The organism is Aeromonas sp. SG16, assembly GCF_024436135.1.
In the GTDB taxonomy this organism is placed as follows: Bacteria; Pseudomonadota; Gammaproteobacteria; order Enterobacterales; family Aeromonadaceae; genus Aeromonas; species Aeromonas jandaei.
Genome location: NZ_JANFNW010000007.1, coordinates 49,671 through 64,028, shown reverse-complemented (window position 1 = coordinate 64,028; position 14,358 = coordinate 49,671). Strand labels below are relative to the sequence as shown.

Sequence of the window (14,358 nt, the reverse complement as noted above, 5' to 3'; positions counted from 1 at the left end):
GATGAATGTAAATAAGAAGAGCGCCGAGGCGCTCTTCTTATTTACGGGATTACGGGGAAATATGGAACGTCAGGGCTGGCTGTGTTCCAGATGCTCGCTCAGCAGCTGTTCCAGCTCCCGGTGCAGCAGCTCCTCATCGCCCACATTGAGTTCGATCATCCGCCTCAGGTGAGTGGCGCTGTCGATGTCGATGTGATGGCAGTAGAAGCCCAGCTTCTTGCTGGCCTCATGGTTCAGCTCTACCTGCATCTTGATCTCGATGTCACTGCCGCTCAGGACAAAGCTCAGCTGGTACTCTTTGTTGTCATTGCTCACCCAGTCGTCAGGCCGGATTAGCAGCGCACCCTGCAGGGAAATATCGACAAGCTGAGTGCGCCACTTGCGTTCCCCCTGCGTGAGTTCAGCCATGGTCAAGTAGAGGATCCGTGCAAAACGGCGGCGCTCAGACATGCTCATCTCCTTGTATGCAATCAGTGTGGACCCGATGGTCATTGCTTTGAGTGTAATCCACCTTGACTGCCCATATCTTGAACTTGCTCCGAAAATGGCGTTCAAGCCTGTTGTGCACTAAGGGATTCCACCACATGGAGTGCTTTGACCAGACGATCTTCCTGTTTGAAGCGCTCCTCCAGCACCGGTCCCAGTTCATTGAGGTCATCATCGAGCTGCAGCAGTTGGGCTTCATCGGCCTCGCTGTACTTGTCGTTGAACTCGAGAGCCAGTTCGGTACTGGTGCGGATATGGGGATAGATGCGCTTGGCGAGCTCCAGCGTTTCGCCGCTGGCCTGCTCGAAGGCGGTGACCACGTGATTGTAGATTTCGAAGTGGCCTGCGCTGACGTAGTCGACCAGTCTGTCACAGAAGTGCTGCAGCTCTTCGGGTTTGGGCAGGCATCGCTGTTTGGTTCGGGCCGGGGTAAGGCCAGCCAGCCGCATGTATTCGACCAGCAGGGCTTGCCGTGCATCCAGCCAGTCGTCGATAGCCTTGTGTTTTCCTGCCAGCGCCTGTTTGGTCTGTTCCAGTTTCGTCAACATAATCCCTCCATGGGGCAAGGCCGGGCGATTGATGGGGCTTCCTAGCCGTTTGAACAGTGACACACCCTATAACTAGGGAAAATCTGACCAAGCGTCAATAGGCTTGCCGGGATATTGTTAAGTGGTATTGAGGTGGGTGTCAAATTGAGCTTATTGAAGGGGGAGAGGCCGGTTGGTTCAGGGTTTTTCAGGGCTGGAATGTGACTTTTTCCGCAGATCTTGATGAAAACCCCAGCGTTTGACGCCCCCTGCTCGATAAAGCCTTTGCTTGAGCGTTTTTTTTTGCATAGAGTGACCCAGCGCTAAATGCCCGATCATAAAGGAAATGTTATGAACAAAGCTCAACTTGTCGATGCGATTGCCGCCAAAGCAGATCTGAGCAAAGCTCAGGCCAAAGTGGCTCTGGAAGAGATCATCAATGGTATTACCCAGAGCTTGAAAGAAGGTGATGCTGTGCAGCTGGTCGGTTTTGGCACCTTCAAGGTCACCCACCGCGCAGGCCGCACCGGCCGTAACCCGCAAACTGGTAAAGAGATCCAGATTGCTGCAGCCAACGTGCCTTCATTCGTGGCTGGCAAGGCTCTGAAAGACGCCGTCAAGTAAGTCTTAAAGTCTGTTTTGTCCAATGCCAGTCAGCTTGCTGACTGGCATTGTTTTTATTGGGGCTTTCAGTTTTACCCTTCCATCTCACCTACCTTGGTTTGCGCAAGGAGCACTCTGCGCGTCAGGCCGTCTGCTGCGCGGTCGCTGGCAATGGCCAGATCCGCTCATAGGCCCAGGTAAAGAGAATGATGTAGACGAGGTAGAAGGCGACGAAGCCGAGATCCAGCAGTAGCGCTTCCCACAACCCCAGATCGAGCCAGAACATGACGCAGGGGAGGGAGAGCATCATAAAGCTCGCTTCGTAGCCAAACGCATGCAGGAAGCGATCAAGAGGGCACTTGTTGGTACGCCCGCACAGAGTCAGTAGCGCCTTGTCAAACAGCAGGTTCCAGCCATAGGTCCATGCAGTGGCGACGATGGAGAAGAAGATCGCCAGTGAACCGACCTCGGCGACACCCTGGCCAAACAGCTGGCTGATAAGCGGGGCAACCATGGCCAGACCAATGCCTTCATAGAGAACCAGATAGCGGAGCCGATCCGAAGTGGTGCGCAGATGGGTACTACTCATGGGTGATGTGCCTCCTGTGGGAGGCGCATTCTAATCAGGGGTTGGTTAAAAGAGAAGCGATGAGATCGCTTCCCCTTGCCATGACTGCGGTACTTCAGGCAGTTTGCCCTTCCAGCCAGCTTCTGGCGACCTGATCGAGTGGTTCCCCCAGCCGACTGACACGGTGGTCGAGCTGCTCAATGGTGGCATTGTCAAATCTCAGCCCATCGAGATGGCTGATATCTTCGCTGGCCAGCAGATGAAGCCGATCGCTGCGCGCCAGCAGCATCGCCCGATCTACCCCGCCGAGCAGCCCTTTTGGCTCTTTCAGTTCACGGATCCGGTAGGTCGCGTGCAGGAACTGGGGGCGCCACAGGGGGACGACCGCCCAACGCTCTTCTGCGACGGCCCGCTCATATGCCGCGAGGCACTCCTCTTGCGACCCGTTCAAAAAACGGTAACCGGCGGTTTCCAGGCCATATTCCGCCATGATCTGGCGGGAGAAGCGGCTGATGCCCGCCCCCGGGCCAATCCCCTGGATCACCGGTGTCATGCGCTTTCGCACTTCGGGGTGCAGCAGATCCGCCACCGCGGCGACCTGATCTGCGGGCACATAGTCCGGCACTCCCCAGAGGGCATAGGGTTGATAGTGGAGCCCGAACTCGCGGGTATCGACCTGTTGCTCGACCTGCTCCTTGTAGATGCCGTGGCTGGAGGGCAACCATGCCGATGCCAGCATGTCGATCTCTCCGCTGGCCAGCCGGGCAAAGTTTGCCTCATGGGGTGCGTAGCTGCGAGTGACCCGATAACCGCGCAGTTCGAGTGTGGTGGCGACCAACGCCCCGGTCATGCGGTGAAACGATAGATCGGTAATACCAAGCCGGATCATGGGGCCGTCTCCTTTGTGCGATTGCTGAGTGGTGTTCGAGTGCGTCACTGCCCGCGCGGTGAGTGATATGCTCGTTGTCGCCAGCGTGACGATGGCGGCGCCTCCTTTGATGAAATTGCGTCTGCTGGTCATCTCTTGTCCTCTTGGGATGTGTCATCCAGAAACAGCAGCTCAACCATGACGCCGTTGTTGTCCTGCAAAAACAGCTGCAGTTCGCCCCGCTCCGGGATCAGGCGGCTGACAAAAGGGATATCAAGGCGCAACAGGCGGGCCTGTACCTCGTTAGCACCTTCGGCGCGCAGGGAGATATGGTCGATGCAGCCGCTGCCGTGATCCTCGCCCCGCACGCCGAGATAGCTTGCCAATCCCTCGTCGGTGCCGCTGGCCACCAGATGCAGCAGTGGGCGGCCATCGGCATAGAGCCAGCGGCCAGCGAAGGGGAAGGGAGGGCGAACCCCCTCCTGCAAGCCCACTACCTCGCGATAGAATGCGACTGTTTGCTCCAGCGCGCGGGTGCGCAGCGTGAAGTGGTCGATGGCGCGTATGGTCATCCTGACTCCTGTTAGCCCCCTCTTGGGGGCGATGGTCATGGCGAAAAAGGGTCAGCAAGCCAGGGCTGCGCGGCGGCTACGCTCCTGGCTCAGGATAAACAGCAGTCCTGTCAGCGGAACCAGTGCGGCAAAAAAGGGCAAGGCGGCCGGGCCGAAGTGGCTGTCGACCACTGTGCCGCCGATGATCCCCCCCAGCGCATTGGCGATGTTGAATGCCGAGATATTGGCCGTGGCTGCCAGCTCGGGAGCTTGCTTGCCATATTTCATGACCCGCATCTGCATGGCGGGCAGGTTGGCAAAGGTGGCAACCCCAAACAGAAAGGCCGCGATCAGGAACAGCAAGGAGTAGTGCTCTACTGCACCGAGCAACAGCAGCGCCAGAATGGTCAGCAGTGGCCATAGCAGCAGAGAACGTTTCAGATTGCGGTCGGCGCTGTGACCACCAATATTGTTGCCCAGCACCAGACCCAGACCGACTACCACAAGCACGCCGGTGATTGCGGAGCGATCGAATCCGGCAACCTCTTCTGCCAAGGGGGCAATGTAGCCGTAGAGCGTCATGAAGCCTGTCCAGCCAAGCACGGTGAAGAGCAGGCTGGCGAGCAAGTTCCAGTTGCGAAACGCAGCCAGTTGACTGGCGATGGAGGTGGGGAGCTCCTTTGGCTGGCGTTCGATGGCGACGGCGATGGCCAGCAGGGCGACCGCCCCCAGAGCGGCTACGGCCATAAAGGTGGTATGCCAGTCAAAGCTGTTGCCGATCCAGGCGCCAGCGGGAACGCCGAGTACGTTGGCAAGGGTGAGGCCGGCAAACATCTGACCTACCGCTCGCCCGGCCATCTTGTCTTGCACCATGCGCGTGGCAACCACGGCGCCGATGCCGTAGAAAGGCCCCTGTGTGAGACCGGCCAGCACCCGGCTGATGGCCAGGATCAGGTAGTCGTCGCTAAAGGCCGAGAGCAGATTGGCGACGATAAACAGCCCCATCAGGCCCATCAACACCCGTTTTTTATCGAAGCGGGCCAGCCAGAGGGTCAGGATGGGGCCGCCAATGACAATGGCCAGTGCATAGACGGTAATCAGGTTGCCTGCGCCACCTGCGCTGACCCCGAGGCTTTCGGCCACTTGTGGCAGGATGCCTGCTATCACGAATTCGGCGGTGCCAATCGCAAAGGCCGAGAGCGTCAGGATCCAGATCTGGCTCGGTAATCGGTTGGTGTGGTTCATCATGGTTCCCCTGCGGTTCAGTTGATGAGGGCTCCGCCATCGAGATCGATGGTGGCGCCGGTCATAAAGGGGTTGTCGATGGCCAGCAGGTAGCCTGCGGCGATGTCCTGCGCGCGACCGTAGCGACCGGCAGGCAAGGTTGTGGCGGCCCGCTCCAGCATGGCCTGGCGTGACTCGGGGGACATCGCCTGATAGGCGCTGGTGTCGGTCAGGCCCGGGCTGACCACGTTGATCCGCAGGGGGGCCAGCTCGCGCGCCAGGATTTTTGCACTGGCCTCCAGCGCCGCATTCATGGCGGTTTTGACCAGCGTGCCGGGCACCGTTTTGCGGGCCAGAAAGCCGGAGGTCAGCGTAATGCTGCCATTGGGCTTCAAGTGCGGGGCGGCAGCCTTAATGATGGCAAGGGTGCCCCAGAATTTGGTGTCGAAGGCCGATTTGGCGGCGGTGTTGTCGAGGGCCAGAAAATGGCCCCCCGGCGCCTGGGAGCCTGCGGTGATCACCAGATGATCCAGCGGACCATGGTGTTGGAAGAATGCCTCCAGCGTGGCGGGGTCGGTCACATCGACCCCGTCGCGGCGACTGGCTGCGATCACCCGGCCGGGTCGGTTGCTCAGGGCAGCGACGACCGCCTCACCAATGCCACTGTGACCACCGATCACCACGGAGAGCGTTTGTGCAGTAAATGACATCATCGATTCCTCTCTAAAAAGGTGCAGATAGCCGATCCGGATGAGGGTCATCACGGGTTGGCACGAGATGGAGAGAGGATATATTCGACAGATATTTCTGATAATCTCGCTTAAGCTGAATTCATATTTCGGAAATGACGAACAATAATGTTGGATAATCTGGCACTTTTCCTGACCATCGTGGAGAAAGGGGGGCTCTCCGCTGCGGGGCGCGAGCTGGGACTCTCCCCGGCTACCGTCTCCGAGCGCCTCGCCGCCCTGGAGCGTCACTATGGGGTTGCCCTGCTGACGCGTACGACTCGTTCCATCAGCCTTACCGAGGAGGGGCGTCTGCTGGTGGAGGAGGGGCGCCGCTTGCTGGCCGACGCAGACGATCTGCAGCGTCGCATCCAGTTGGGCAGTCAGGAGATGGCGGGCCCGATTCGCCTCAGTGCACCGGTGGATCTGGGGAGTACCCGGCTGGTCCCTTTGCTGGATCAGTTCATGGAGATGCACCCCGGCGTTACCATTGATCTCAACCTGACCGACGGGTATGTAGATCTGGTGGGGCAGGGGAGCGACTTCGCCCTGCGTTACGGTACCCTTGCCGACAGTTCGCTGCGTGCCATTTCGCTGGGCGAGTCCCGCAGGATGGTGTGCGCCTCCCCGGATTACTTGCGGCGGCGGGGTATCCCCCGTCATCCGGACGAGTTGCAGCGACACGACTGTTTGGTGATGCGCTTTGGCGATACCCCTGATCGCAGCTGGGGATTCGAGGTCGGTGGTGACCCCTATCGGGTGCAGGTGGCCGGACGACGGGTGACCAACAACGGTCTGCTGGTACGTCAGTGGTGTTTGCAGGGACTGGGGCTCTGTTTCAAATCCTGGTGGGATGTGCAGGAGGATCTGGCCAGAGGTGCGCTGCTGGAGGTGCTGGCCCCCTTTTCGACCACCCCTTCCCGCTTGCAGCTGGTCTATCCCTCGAGTCGCAGTCAACCGCGCCGGGTGAGGGCCTTGATGGATGCGATCGCTGACCAGCTGGGTGCCGGGATCCCTCGCTAGCCAGGGGCCCTTGCGAGAGAGTGCGCTCAACAAGCGCCGCCACATGGGGGCGCTTGTTGTGAAGGCGGCGGGGTTAGTGGTGGGTCGGGGTGACCCGGGTCAGCATGGCAAAGCCCTCCTCCACCAGAGTGAGCTGCACCCTGACCTCTCCCAACTCTGCGAGCGAGGTAACATGGGTACCGCCACAGGGGATGGTCACCTCCTGACCTTCCAGCATGCAGTGCCAGTAGCGCGAATCGATGATCGCCTCGCCAGCGCGGCTACGGCGGATCTCGCCCCCGGCTGCGATCCAGTCGGCCAGCTGCCGGTTGACCTTCTCTTCAATCACCGCCAAATCTGCCAGCAGCGCCTCGCTGTTGACCCCCTTCTTGCGCAGGCTCTTGCCGATGCGGTACTGCTCCCGCGAACCGCAAGGCTCGACTCTTGAACTCTGGATGGCGAGACGGTCAAAATCGGGTTGACCCAGTGCATCGCGCTCACTCACCTCTTTACGCCAGTAAGGAGTGAGAGTCCGGTTGAGAGCGAGCGCAGCCAGATGGCAGCCGCTGTGGCCCAGACTCAGGGCGTGGCGTGCCGCGCTATCGACCTGTAACTCGACCCGACTACCGACAGGCAAGCTGTACTCGCCCGCCAAGGGGTGTACCACGACGAACCGCCATCCCTCTGCACCCCGTTTGACCGGAATATCGGCGTCGACGAACAGCTCGCCATCCGGGCTGATAGCCCCCATCCTGCAAGGGTCAATAGCAGCTTCGCCACCTTCCCAGCGTGCATGGCCCACATCCCCCGGCTGATCGGGCCAGAGATGGCTTTGGGGATGAAAAGGGGTGAGGTCGGTGACCAGCAGCGTGGTGTCACTGGGCTGGCAGCAGACCACGCTGGCCTGCTCCTGATGATGGCCCAGCACGAAGCTGACTCGGGTATGTTCCATGGCAAGGCTCCCGCAACGATAGATGAGAAGAGAAAGCGGCAGCATACGCCAAAGTGCGAGGAGGCTCATTAACCAGTGTTAATGAGCCTCCTGTTTGGTGACTGGTTGCTAGATCATGGCAACCAGCAGGTAGGCATTGAGCCCGATCACCAGTGCAACGATAAGACGGCCTATTGCCTGGGTGACCGGATGGTTGCGATGTTTTCCCATCAGTGCCCGATCACCGGTCAGCATCAGCAGCGGGATCAGTGCCAGCGCGATGCCAAAACTCAGGATTACCTGACTCAACACCAATATCTCTGTCGTGTTGAAGCCCATGGCGATCACCACGAAGGCGGGGGTCATGGTGATGGCGCGGCGCAGCCAGAGCGGGATGGTAAAGCGGACAAAACCCTGCATCACTACTTGCCCGGCCAGCGTCCCCACCACGGTAGAGCTGATGCCGGAGGCGACCAGCGAGAGGCCAAACAGGGTGGCCGCCGCCTGACCCAGCAGCGGGGTGAGGGTCTGGTAGGCTGACTCCAGCTCCGCTACCTGCTGGTGGCCCGAGCTATGAAAGGCGGCCGCCGCCATTGCCATCATTGCCAGATTGACGAAGCCGGCGATGGTCATGGCGATGGCCACATCGACCCGGGTGGTATGCAGCCGCTGGCTGACCGAGCCCTGATCCTGCGTGTGCTGGGTCAGCGCCGAGTGCAGATAGATGACGTGTGGCATCACGGTGGCACCGAGCACACCGGCGGCCAGATAGACGGCATCACTGTTGGGTAGACCGGGGAAGAGGGCACCCTCCAGCAGACTCGGCAGATGGGGGCGGGAGAAGATCAGCTCGACGATGTAGGCCGCCGCAACAAACAGCAGCAGACCGCCCACCACGAACTCCAGCGGTTTCTGGCCGCGGGATTGCAGCATCAGGATCCCCCAGGTGACCACGGCGGTGATACAGGCTCCCTCCAGAAGGGTCACGCCAAGCAGCAGCTTGAAGCCGACGGCGGCGCCGATAAATTCGGCGAGATCGGTGGCCATGGCGATGATCTCGGCCTGTACCCAATATGCCCAGACCGCCGGTTTCGGCAGTCGGTCGCGGATATGCTCAGCCAGATTCTTGCCGGTGACGATGCCAAGCTTGGCCGAGAGGGTCTGCACCACCATGGCCATCAGGTTGGCCCACACCACCACCCAGAGCAGCTGGTAACCAAAGGTAGAGCCGGCTTGAATATTGGTGGCGAAGTTGCCCGGATCTATGTAGCCAATGGCAGCGATAAAGGCGGGCCCGAGCAGGGTCAGTTTGAATTTGCGGCTTGGAATCGTTGTAGTCAGTGCGGGTTGCATGGCATTACCCTCCATCAGGATATGGAGAGAGAATAGATCTAAATGATAATTATTATCAATTGGTCTTTTGTATCATATCCATCGGGAAAAACTTTTGAGGTCGTCAGTTGCAGTGAGGGATGCGATTTCGTACAATACGCCGCCCTAGAAAAGCAGCGACTAAACACCATTATGTTCCTTGCCTCCGAGGTCTGGCTGCACCTGGGCGGAGGCTGAATTAATCCGTAAGGAGCTAAAATGCGTCATTACGAAATCGTCTTCATGGTTCATCCGGACCAGAGCGAGCAAGTTCCCGGCATGATCGAGCGTTACACCGGCGCCATCACCACTTCCGGTGGTACCATTCATCGCCTGGAAGATTGGGGCCGTCGTCAGCTGGCTTACCCGATCGACAAACTGCACAAAGCCCACTACGTTCTGATGAACGTAGAAGCAGAGCAAGCCGTTATCGATGAGCTGGAAACCAACTTCCGCTTCAACGATGCCGTTATCCGCAACATGATCATGCGCACCAAGCACGCCGTGACTGAAGTTTCTCCGATGGCCAAGGCCAAAGAAGAGCGCTTCACCCGTCGTGACGACGAGCGCCGCGAAGAAGCTACTGAAGCTGCTTCCGAAGAGTAATTCTGGATCACTGACTAGAGGATAAAGGCCATGGCACGTTATTTCCGTCGTCGTAAGTTCTGCCGCTTCACCGCCGAGAACGTTACCGAGATCGACTACAAAGATATCGTTACTCTGAAAAACTACATCACTGAATCTGGCAAGATCGTACCGAGCCGTATCACCGGTACCCGCGCCAAGTATCAGCGTCAGCTGGCACGCGCCATCAAGCGTGCTCGTTACCTGGCTCTGCTGCCGTACACCGATCTGCACAACAAGTAAGAATCGGTCCGGCACTTAAGCCTAACTCAACGAAATTTATAGAGGAAAGGTAATGCAAGTTATCCTGCTCGACAAAATCGCCAAACTGGGCGGTCTGGGTGACCAAGTTTCCGTGAAATCTGGTTATGCCCGTAACTACCTGATCCCGCAAGGCAAAGCTGTTATGGCCACCAAGGCCAACATCGAAGCTTTCGGTGCTCGTCGCGCTGAGCTGGAAGCCAAACTGGCTGCCAACAAAGCTGCTGCTGAAGAGCGTGCTGCCAAGCTGGCCGAACTGGCTACCGTGGTTATCGCTTCCAAGTCTGGCGACGAAGGCAAGCTGTTCGGTTCCATCGGTACCCGTGACGTGGCTGAAGCCATCACTGCTGCCGGCGTAGCCGTTGCCAAGAGCGAAGTCCGCATGGGCAACGTTCTGCGTAACACCGGTGACTACGAAGTTGCTGTTCAGCTGCACGCTGACGTTAAAGCAACCGTACAGATCCAGGTTGTTGCCCTGTAATAGCGATTCGCTTTTGCAGAAAAAACCCGCGCACTTGCGCGGGTTTTTTATTTTCAGGCCCGGGGGTAGAGTGAAGCTCTGTTCCTCTGGAGGAGATCTCTATGGCCTGGGTCGAAGGTCGCGTCATCGAACGCATCGAATGGACACCCACTCTGTTCTCCCTGCGGGTAGTGGCCGATCTGGCCCCCTACAAGGCAGGTCAATTCACCAAACTGGCCCTTGAGCAGGGCGAGCGGCGCATTCAGCGCGCCTACTCCTTCGTCAATCCTCCCTCTGCGCCATACCACGAGTTCTATCTGGTCGAGATCCCGAGCGGTGAGCTGACCCCTTCCCTCGGCTCGCTGCAAGCGGGCGATACCCTGCTGGTGCAGTCTCTGGCCACCGGCTTTCTGACATTGGATGAGGTACCGGCCGGACGCGATCTCTGGCTGCTCTCGACCGGCACCGCCATCGGCCCCTTCCTCTCCATGCTGGCCGAGGGCGAGGCTTTCAACCGCTTCGACAATCTGGTGCTGGTACACGGAGTGCGCAAAGGCGAAGAGCTGAGCTATCAGGATTTGATCGCCAGCTTTGCCGAGCAACATGGCGAGCGTTTTCGCTATGTGCCCTTTGTCAGCCGCGAGCCGTGGCCCGATGCAATGGCTGGCAGGATCCCGGCAGCGATTGCCAATGGCCAGTTGCAGCAGCGGGTAGGGTTGGAGTTTTCACCCGAGCTGAGTCAGGTGCTTATCTGTGGCAATCCGGAGATGGTGAAAGAGACCCAGCAAACCTTGCTGGCACTGGGGTTGGCCAAGAACCTGCGGCGGGCGCCCGGCAATATCAGTGCGGAGAACTACTGGTAACGCAGCATAACGGCGGGGCCGGTTCGGCCCCTGTTCATGATTACTGGTTATTGCCCTGTGGAGTGGGCATCTGGTTGGTGCTGGGGGGCTGATTGCGATTCTCTTCGCTCTCGACATTGACTCTCATCCCCTTGCAGTCAGAGGGAATATAGTCGTTTACCCCCAGATCGAGGCACTCTTTCTGGCTCCAGCCAAACTGCTTGTCATCCCAGTCCAGATTGAAGGTCATCGCATCGACAGAGAAGGTTGAGCCGCTGCTCTCCTGGGATGTTTGGTCTGCATGGGCTGCGCCGGCGAGCAGCAAGAGTGAGAGAAGCAAAGGGGTCGTTCTGTTCATGATGGCCTCGGATAATTGCAACGGCGGATGAGTATACGTCTGCGGGCTGAACCCGGGCGGAATCGCATCCCATCTCGCCACACGATGAAGTCAGGAGGGGGATTGTAGCGCTTTTCTGCTGCCAATTTGTCCGTTTTGGTCGCACTCTGGGCAGCTGGTTTGCAATATGAAGGAATTCAGGTGTTTGCCCTTCTCTGAACGGCTCTGCCGACTATAATCGGCAGCCAACTTTTCCTGCACTGCACCACAGTTTCACCATGACCACACAGGACGCTTCCGCACTGCGCTATCCCAAGGGATGGTTTGCGCTCACCACGGTATACAGTTTTACCGGGCTGGCCATTCTGGCCTCCATCATCTTCTCCCTGCTGCTGTTTCTCTCCATCGATGACAACCCGCTGATGAAGTGGCTGTTTGGCGGTCTGGCGATCATTTTCGAGCTGGGCAAGTTCTACGTCTGGTACGAGTACGGCGAGCGCAAGGCGCGCCGGGATCTGAGTGGTGCCTTCTGGTCGTTGCTGTTCTACAGCGTGCTGGCGGCCATCTCCATCGGTGGCAGTATCGGCGGCATCAACAGTGCCACCAATACAGTGCTGAGTCAGCAGGCTCGCCATGAGCGGGAGATCGCCCGTTTTGACGAACAGATCGCCAGCATCGAGCGGCAGATCCAGCTAAACGAAGAGGCGGCCCGCAAATATATCGAGCTGGAGCGCATCTCCAGCGGCGTCTCCTCGTTGCAGCACGCCAACACCAAGCTGCGCTTGCAGCAGGATGAGCTGCGTCAGCAGCGCGATGCCAAGCCGGTCAACGAGCAATCCTCCATGCTGGGGCTGATGAGCAGTCTGGCGGACGGGGTCGGGATGAGCATCAGCCAGGTGCAGTTTCTGCTGGTCTGTTTCCTCTCGGTGCTGCTCGATGTATTCGGTGCCTTCTTCGTCAACCTGATCGGTGAGGAGAGTCGTTTTCGCCGGATGTGGCGCTGGCAGCAGGCACGCGCCCGTGCCGAGGAGCAGGAGGCGCTCGCTCAGGCAGCCCAGCCCGAGCCCATGCTGCCGCCCGAGCCTGCACCCGAGGTGCTGGCACAGGTGCGCGGCGCGCTGGAGAGCGGTGAGCTCAAGTGCAGCAAGCGCTCGGTGGCGCAGGCGTTGTCACTCTCGCTGGAGGAGGTGGATCGGGTGTTCCACCATCTGCTGTCGCAGGGGGTACTGGGGCAGGGGAGCAATCGCCACTACTACCTCAACTCGCAGCCGGTGCAGTAACGACAGCGACAAAAAGGCCACCGATGAGGTGGCCTTTTTCGTATCTGATTCAGTTGGTCAGCACCATCATCAGGCTGAGGAAGGCGGCCAGCCCGCCACCGATGCCGATGATCCAGTAAAACCCCTTGGCCCCCTGTTTGAGCGGGATGCGGAAGTAGAGCAGGAATGCCCACCACCCCAGCGCCAGCAACAGAGGAATAAGAAACATTCGAGCCATGGTCTCCTCGCTGTTATTCTGTTGACCCTCGATGCATCAACAGGATGGCTTGTGCAATGACGCAACTACAGATTACCGCATTCGGCGACCCCTCGGTACTCAAGCTCAACCCCTCTCTCGACAAGGTGCCTGCCGATGGCGAAGTGCGGGTGCGCATCTGCTTTGCGGGGGTCAACCCCATCGATGCCAAGACCCGGGCCGGTCTTGGCTGGGCTGCAGCTCAGAACAAGGACAAGCTGCCCTGGACGCCCGGTTACGACGTGGCGGGCGTGGTGGAGCGAGTGGGTCCCGGTGTAGCCTCGCTGGCCGAGGGCGAGCTGGTGTGCGGTATGGTCGGTTTTCCCCTTGCTGCCGGTGGTTACGCTGAATCCGTGGTGGTGAGCGAGCACGAGCTGGTCAAGCTTGACGGGGTGAGCCTGCAGCAGGGGGCGGCGCTGCCGCTGGCGGGACTCACCGCCTGGCAGGGATTGTTCGAACATGGTGCCCTTAAGGCGGGGCAGCGAGTGCTGGTTCTGGCCGGAGCTGGCGGTGTCGGTCATCTGGCGGTGCAGTTTGCCGCTGCCTATGGTGCCCAGGTGGTAGCCACGGCGAGCGGCGACAACCACAGCTTCCTCCATAGTCTCGGGGCGAGCCGGATGGTGGATTACCATCAGGCCGAATGGTTCGCCGAGGCGATCGCCGATGGCCAGTTCGATCTGGTGCTGGATCTGGTGGGTGGCGAGAGCGGCAAGGCTGCGCTGGCATGCGTCAAGCCGGGTGGCCGGCTGGTGACAGTGCCTACCATCACTGCCCAGCTCATCAAGGATGCCGGCGCGGCTGCCGGTATCGAGGTGGTCGGCATGCTGGTGCACCCCGATCAGAAGCAGCTGAGCCAGATGCTGATGCTGCTGCGCCAGGGCGAAGTAAAGATTGCCATCGCTGGTGAATTTGCCCTGAGCGAGGGGGCGCTGGCCCATCAGCGCATCGAAGGGGGCCATGTACGCGGCAAGCTGCTGCTGCGCATGCCCGCCGCCGACGGTTATCCTGCATGAGCGGGATGATGGAGATGGGGCTGGGGTGGCTCTTTTTGAGCGCCTTTACCTCAGCCACTCTGTTGCCCGGCAGCTCGGAAGTGCTGCTGGGAGCCATGGCGGCAAAAGGGGAGTGGAGCATGGCGAGCCTGCTGCTGTGGGCGACGCTCGGCAACACCCTCGGCTCCATGACCACCTGGTGGCTTGGCTGGCTCGCCACCTTCAAGAAAAAACCGGAAGATTTTCAAGGCCGTGGGGAACAAAAAGCCCTCGGCTGGCTCAAACAACATGGCCACTGGTGTCTGCTGCTTGCCTGGACGCCGGTGGTCGGTGATGGACTCTGTCTGCTGGCCGGCTGGCTGCGCCTCTCCTTCTGGCGCTCTCTTGTCCTGATAGGGCTCGGCAAATTGTTGCGTTACGCTCTGGTATTTCTACTGGCCAGTCAGATCTTCTAGCCCTTTTTGTCAC

Annotated in this window: 20 protein-coding genes; 9 read left to right on the top strand and 11 right to left on the bottom strand. The window is 59.4% G+C overall.

The genetic code is table 11. From position 1 onward, the window contains the following. Nucleotides 1-69: 69 nt before the first annotated feature. A complete protein-coding gene (locus NOM67_RS15895; RefSeq protein WP_033112958.1) occupies nucleotides 70-450 on the bottom strand; it encodes a PilZ domain-containing protein in 381 nt (126 codons plus the stop codon). Nucleotides 451-551: 101 nt separating this feature from the next. After that, nucleotides 552-1,034: a sigma D regulator gene (gene rsd, locus NOM67_RS15890; RefSeq protein WP_156853890.1), complete on the bottom strand. Its 483-nt coding sequence runs from the start codon at nucleotides 1,032-1,034 to the stop codon at nucleotides 552-554. A 330-nt stretch (nucleotides 1,035-1,364) separates the two neighbouring features. Between rsd and hupA the strand changes: the two genes are divergently transcribed. Further along, nucleotides 1,365-1,637, top strand: coding sequence for a nucleoid-associated protein HU-alpha (gene hupA, locus NOM67_RS15885; RefSeq protein WP_005340484.1), 273 nt, complete (start codon nucleotides 1,365-1,367; stop codon nucleotides 1,635-1,637). Between the two features lie 121 nt (nucleotides 1,638-1,758). On the opposite strand, the gene NOM67_RS15880 is transcribed toward hupA, so the two are convergent. From NOM67_RS15880 to NOM67_RS15860, 5 genes are all read right to left on the bottom strand, one after another. Then, the gene (locus tag NOM67_RS15880) at nucleotides 1,759-2,205 is read right to left on the bottom strand and encodes a PACE efflux transporter (RefSeq protein ID WP_255938644.1); all 447 of its coding nucleotides are present in this window, start codon (nucleotides 2,203-2,205) and stop codon (nucleotides 1,759-1,761) included. Nucleotides 2,206-2,299: 94 nt separating this feature from the next. After that, nucleotides 2,300-3,073, bottom strand: coding sequence for a glycine betaine ABC transporter substrate-binding protein (locus tag NOM67_RS15875; RefSeq protein WP_232354403.1), 774 nt, complete (start codon nucleotides 3,071-3,073; stop codon nucleotides 2,300-2,302). A 128-nt stretch (nucleotides 3,074-3,201) separates the two neighbouring features. After that, a complete protein-coding gene (locus tag NOM67_RS15870; RefSeq protein WP_156853887.1) occupies nucleotides 3,202-3,624 on the bottom strand; it encodes a VOC family protein in 423 nt (140 codons plus the stop codon). Nucleotides 3,625-3,675: 51 nt separating this feature from the next. Beyond that, nucleotides 3,676-4,848, bottom strand: a complete 1,173-nt coding sequence (locus NOM67_RS15865; protein ID WP_139395811.1) for an MFS transporter — start codon at nucleotides 4,846-4,848, stop codon at nucleotides 3,676-3,678. 17 nt (nucleotides 4,849-4,865) lie between these two features. After that, nucleotides 4,866-5,537, bottom strand: a complete 672-nt coding sequence (locus tag NOM67_RS15860) for an SDR family oxidoreductase (protein WP_156853970.1) — start codon at nucleotides 5,535-5,537, stop codon at nucleotides 4,866-4,868. Nucleotides 5,538-5,684: 147 nt separating this feature from the next. Here NOM67_RS15860 and NOM67_RS15855 point away from each other — a divergent pair, with 147 nt between their 5' ends. Further along, nucleotides 5,685-6,578 (top strand): LysR family transcriptional regulator, encoded by an 894-nt coding sequence (locus NOM67_RS15855; RefSeq protein ID WP_156853886.1) that lies wholly within the window; start codon nucleotides 5,685-5,687, stop codon nucleotides 6,576-6,578. Nucleotides 6,579-6,651: 73 nt separating this feature from the next. On the opposite strand, the gene NOM67_RS15850 is transcribed toward NOM67_RS15855, so the two are convergent. Together NOM67_RS15850 and NOM67_RS15845 are read right to left on the bottom strand one after the other, a co-directional pair. Next, complete coding sequence (locus tag NOM67_RS15850; protein WP_156853885.1) at nucleotides 6,652-7,509, bottom strand: hypothetical protein; 858 nt, start codon at nucleotides 7,507-7,509, stop codon at nucleotides 6,652-6,654. A 108-nt stretch (nucleotides 7,510-7,617) separates the two neighbouring features. Next, nucleotides 7,618-8,841: an Nramp family divalent metal transporter gene (locus NOM67_RS15845; protein ID WP_198038004.1), complete on the bottom strand. Its 1,224-nt coding sequence runs from the start codon at nucleotides 8,839-8,841 to the stop codon at nucleotides 7,618-7,620. Between the two features lie 237 nt (nucleotides 8,842-9,078). On the opposite strand from NOM67_RS15845, the gene rpsF reads away from it, so the two are divergent. The 4 genes from rpsF (at nucleotide 9,079) to NOM67_RS15825 (ending at nucleotide 11,067) form a co-directional block, all read left to right on the top strand. Further along, on the top strand, nucleotides 9,079-9,465 hold the full coding sequence (rpsF, locus tag NOM67_RS15840) for a 30S ribosomal protein S6 (RefSeq protein WP_005308887.1): 387 nt from the start codon (nucleotides 9,079-9,081) through the stop codon (nucleotides 9,463-9,465). Between the two features lie 30 nt (nucleotides 9,466-9,495). Continuing rightward, entirely contained in the window at nucleotides 9,496-9,726 is a 231-nt protein-coding gene (gene rpsR / locus NOM67_RS15835) for a 30S ribosomal protein S18 (RefSeq protein ID WP_005308890.1), read from the top strand. A 52-nt stretch (nucleotides 9,727-9,778) separates the two neighbouring features. After that, a complete protein-coding gene (gene rplI, locus NOM67_RS15830; RefSeq protein ID WP_005340490.1) occupies nucleotides 9,779-10,225 on the top strand; it encodes a 50S ribosomal protein L9 in 447 nt (148 codons plus the stop codon). A 101-nt stretch (nucleotides 10,226-10,326) separates the two neighbouring features. Continuing rightward, complete coding sequence (locus NOM67_RS15825) at nucleotides 10,327-11,067, top strand: ferredoxin--NADP reductase (RefSeq protein ID WP_156853883.1); 741 nt, start codon at nucleotides 10,327-10,329, stop codon at nucleotides 11,065-11,067. Nucleotides 11,068-11,107: 40 nt separating this feature from the next. Here NOM67_RS15825 and NOM67_RS15820 read toward each other — a convergent pair whose 3' ends face one another. Then, nucleotides 11,108-11,404 carry a hypothetical protein gene (locus NOM67_RS15820; RefSeq protein WP_255938634.1) on the bottom strand — a complete coding sequence of 99 codons (297 nt, stop codon included), beginning with the start codon at nucleotides 11,402-11,404 and terminating at the stop codon, nucleotides 11,108-11,110. 257 nt (nucleotides 11,405-11,661) lie between these two features. Between NOM67_RS15820 and NOM67_RS15815 the strand changes: the two genes are divergently transcribed. Continuing rightward, on the top strand, nucleotides 11,662-12,663 hold the full coding sequence (locus tag NOM67_RS15815) for a Preprotein translocase subunit SecY (protein ID WP_255938633.1): 1,002 nt from the start codon (nucleotides 11,662-11,664) through the stop codon (nucleotides 12,661-12,663). A 49-nt stretch (nucleotides 12,664-12,712) separates the two neighbouring features. Here the strand turns inward: NOM67_RS15815 and NOM67_RS15810 are convergent, their stop codons facing one another. Next, nucleotides 12,713-12,880, bottom strand: a complete 168-nt coding sequence (locus tag NOM67_RS15810) for a hypothetical protein (RefSeq protein WP_162516863.1) — start codon at nucleotides 12,878-12,880, stop codon at nucleotides 12,713-12,715. A 56-nt stretch (nucleotides 12,881-12,936) separates the two neighbouring features. Between NOM67_RS15810 and NOM67_RS15805 the strand changes: the two genes are divergently transcribed. Both NOM67_RS15805 and NOM67_RS15800 read left to right on the top strand, forming a co-directional pair. Further along, nucleotides 12,937-13,911 carry an NADP-dependent oxidoreductase gene (locus NOM67_RS15805; protein ID WP_255938632.1) on the top strand — a complete coding sequence of 325 codons (975 nt, stop codon included), beginning with the start codon at nucleotides 12,937-12,939 and terminating at the stop codon, nucleotides 13,909-13,911. Further along, a complete protein-coding gene (locus tag NOM67_RS15800; RefSeq protein ID WP_033112967.1) occupies nucleotides 13,908-14,345 on the top strand; it encodes a YqaA family protein in 438 nt (145 codons plus the stop codon). The genes NOM67_RS15805 and NOM67_RS15800 overlap by 4 nt, the downstream gene beginning before the upstream one ends. Nucleotides 14,346-14,358: the final 13 nt, after the last annotated feature.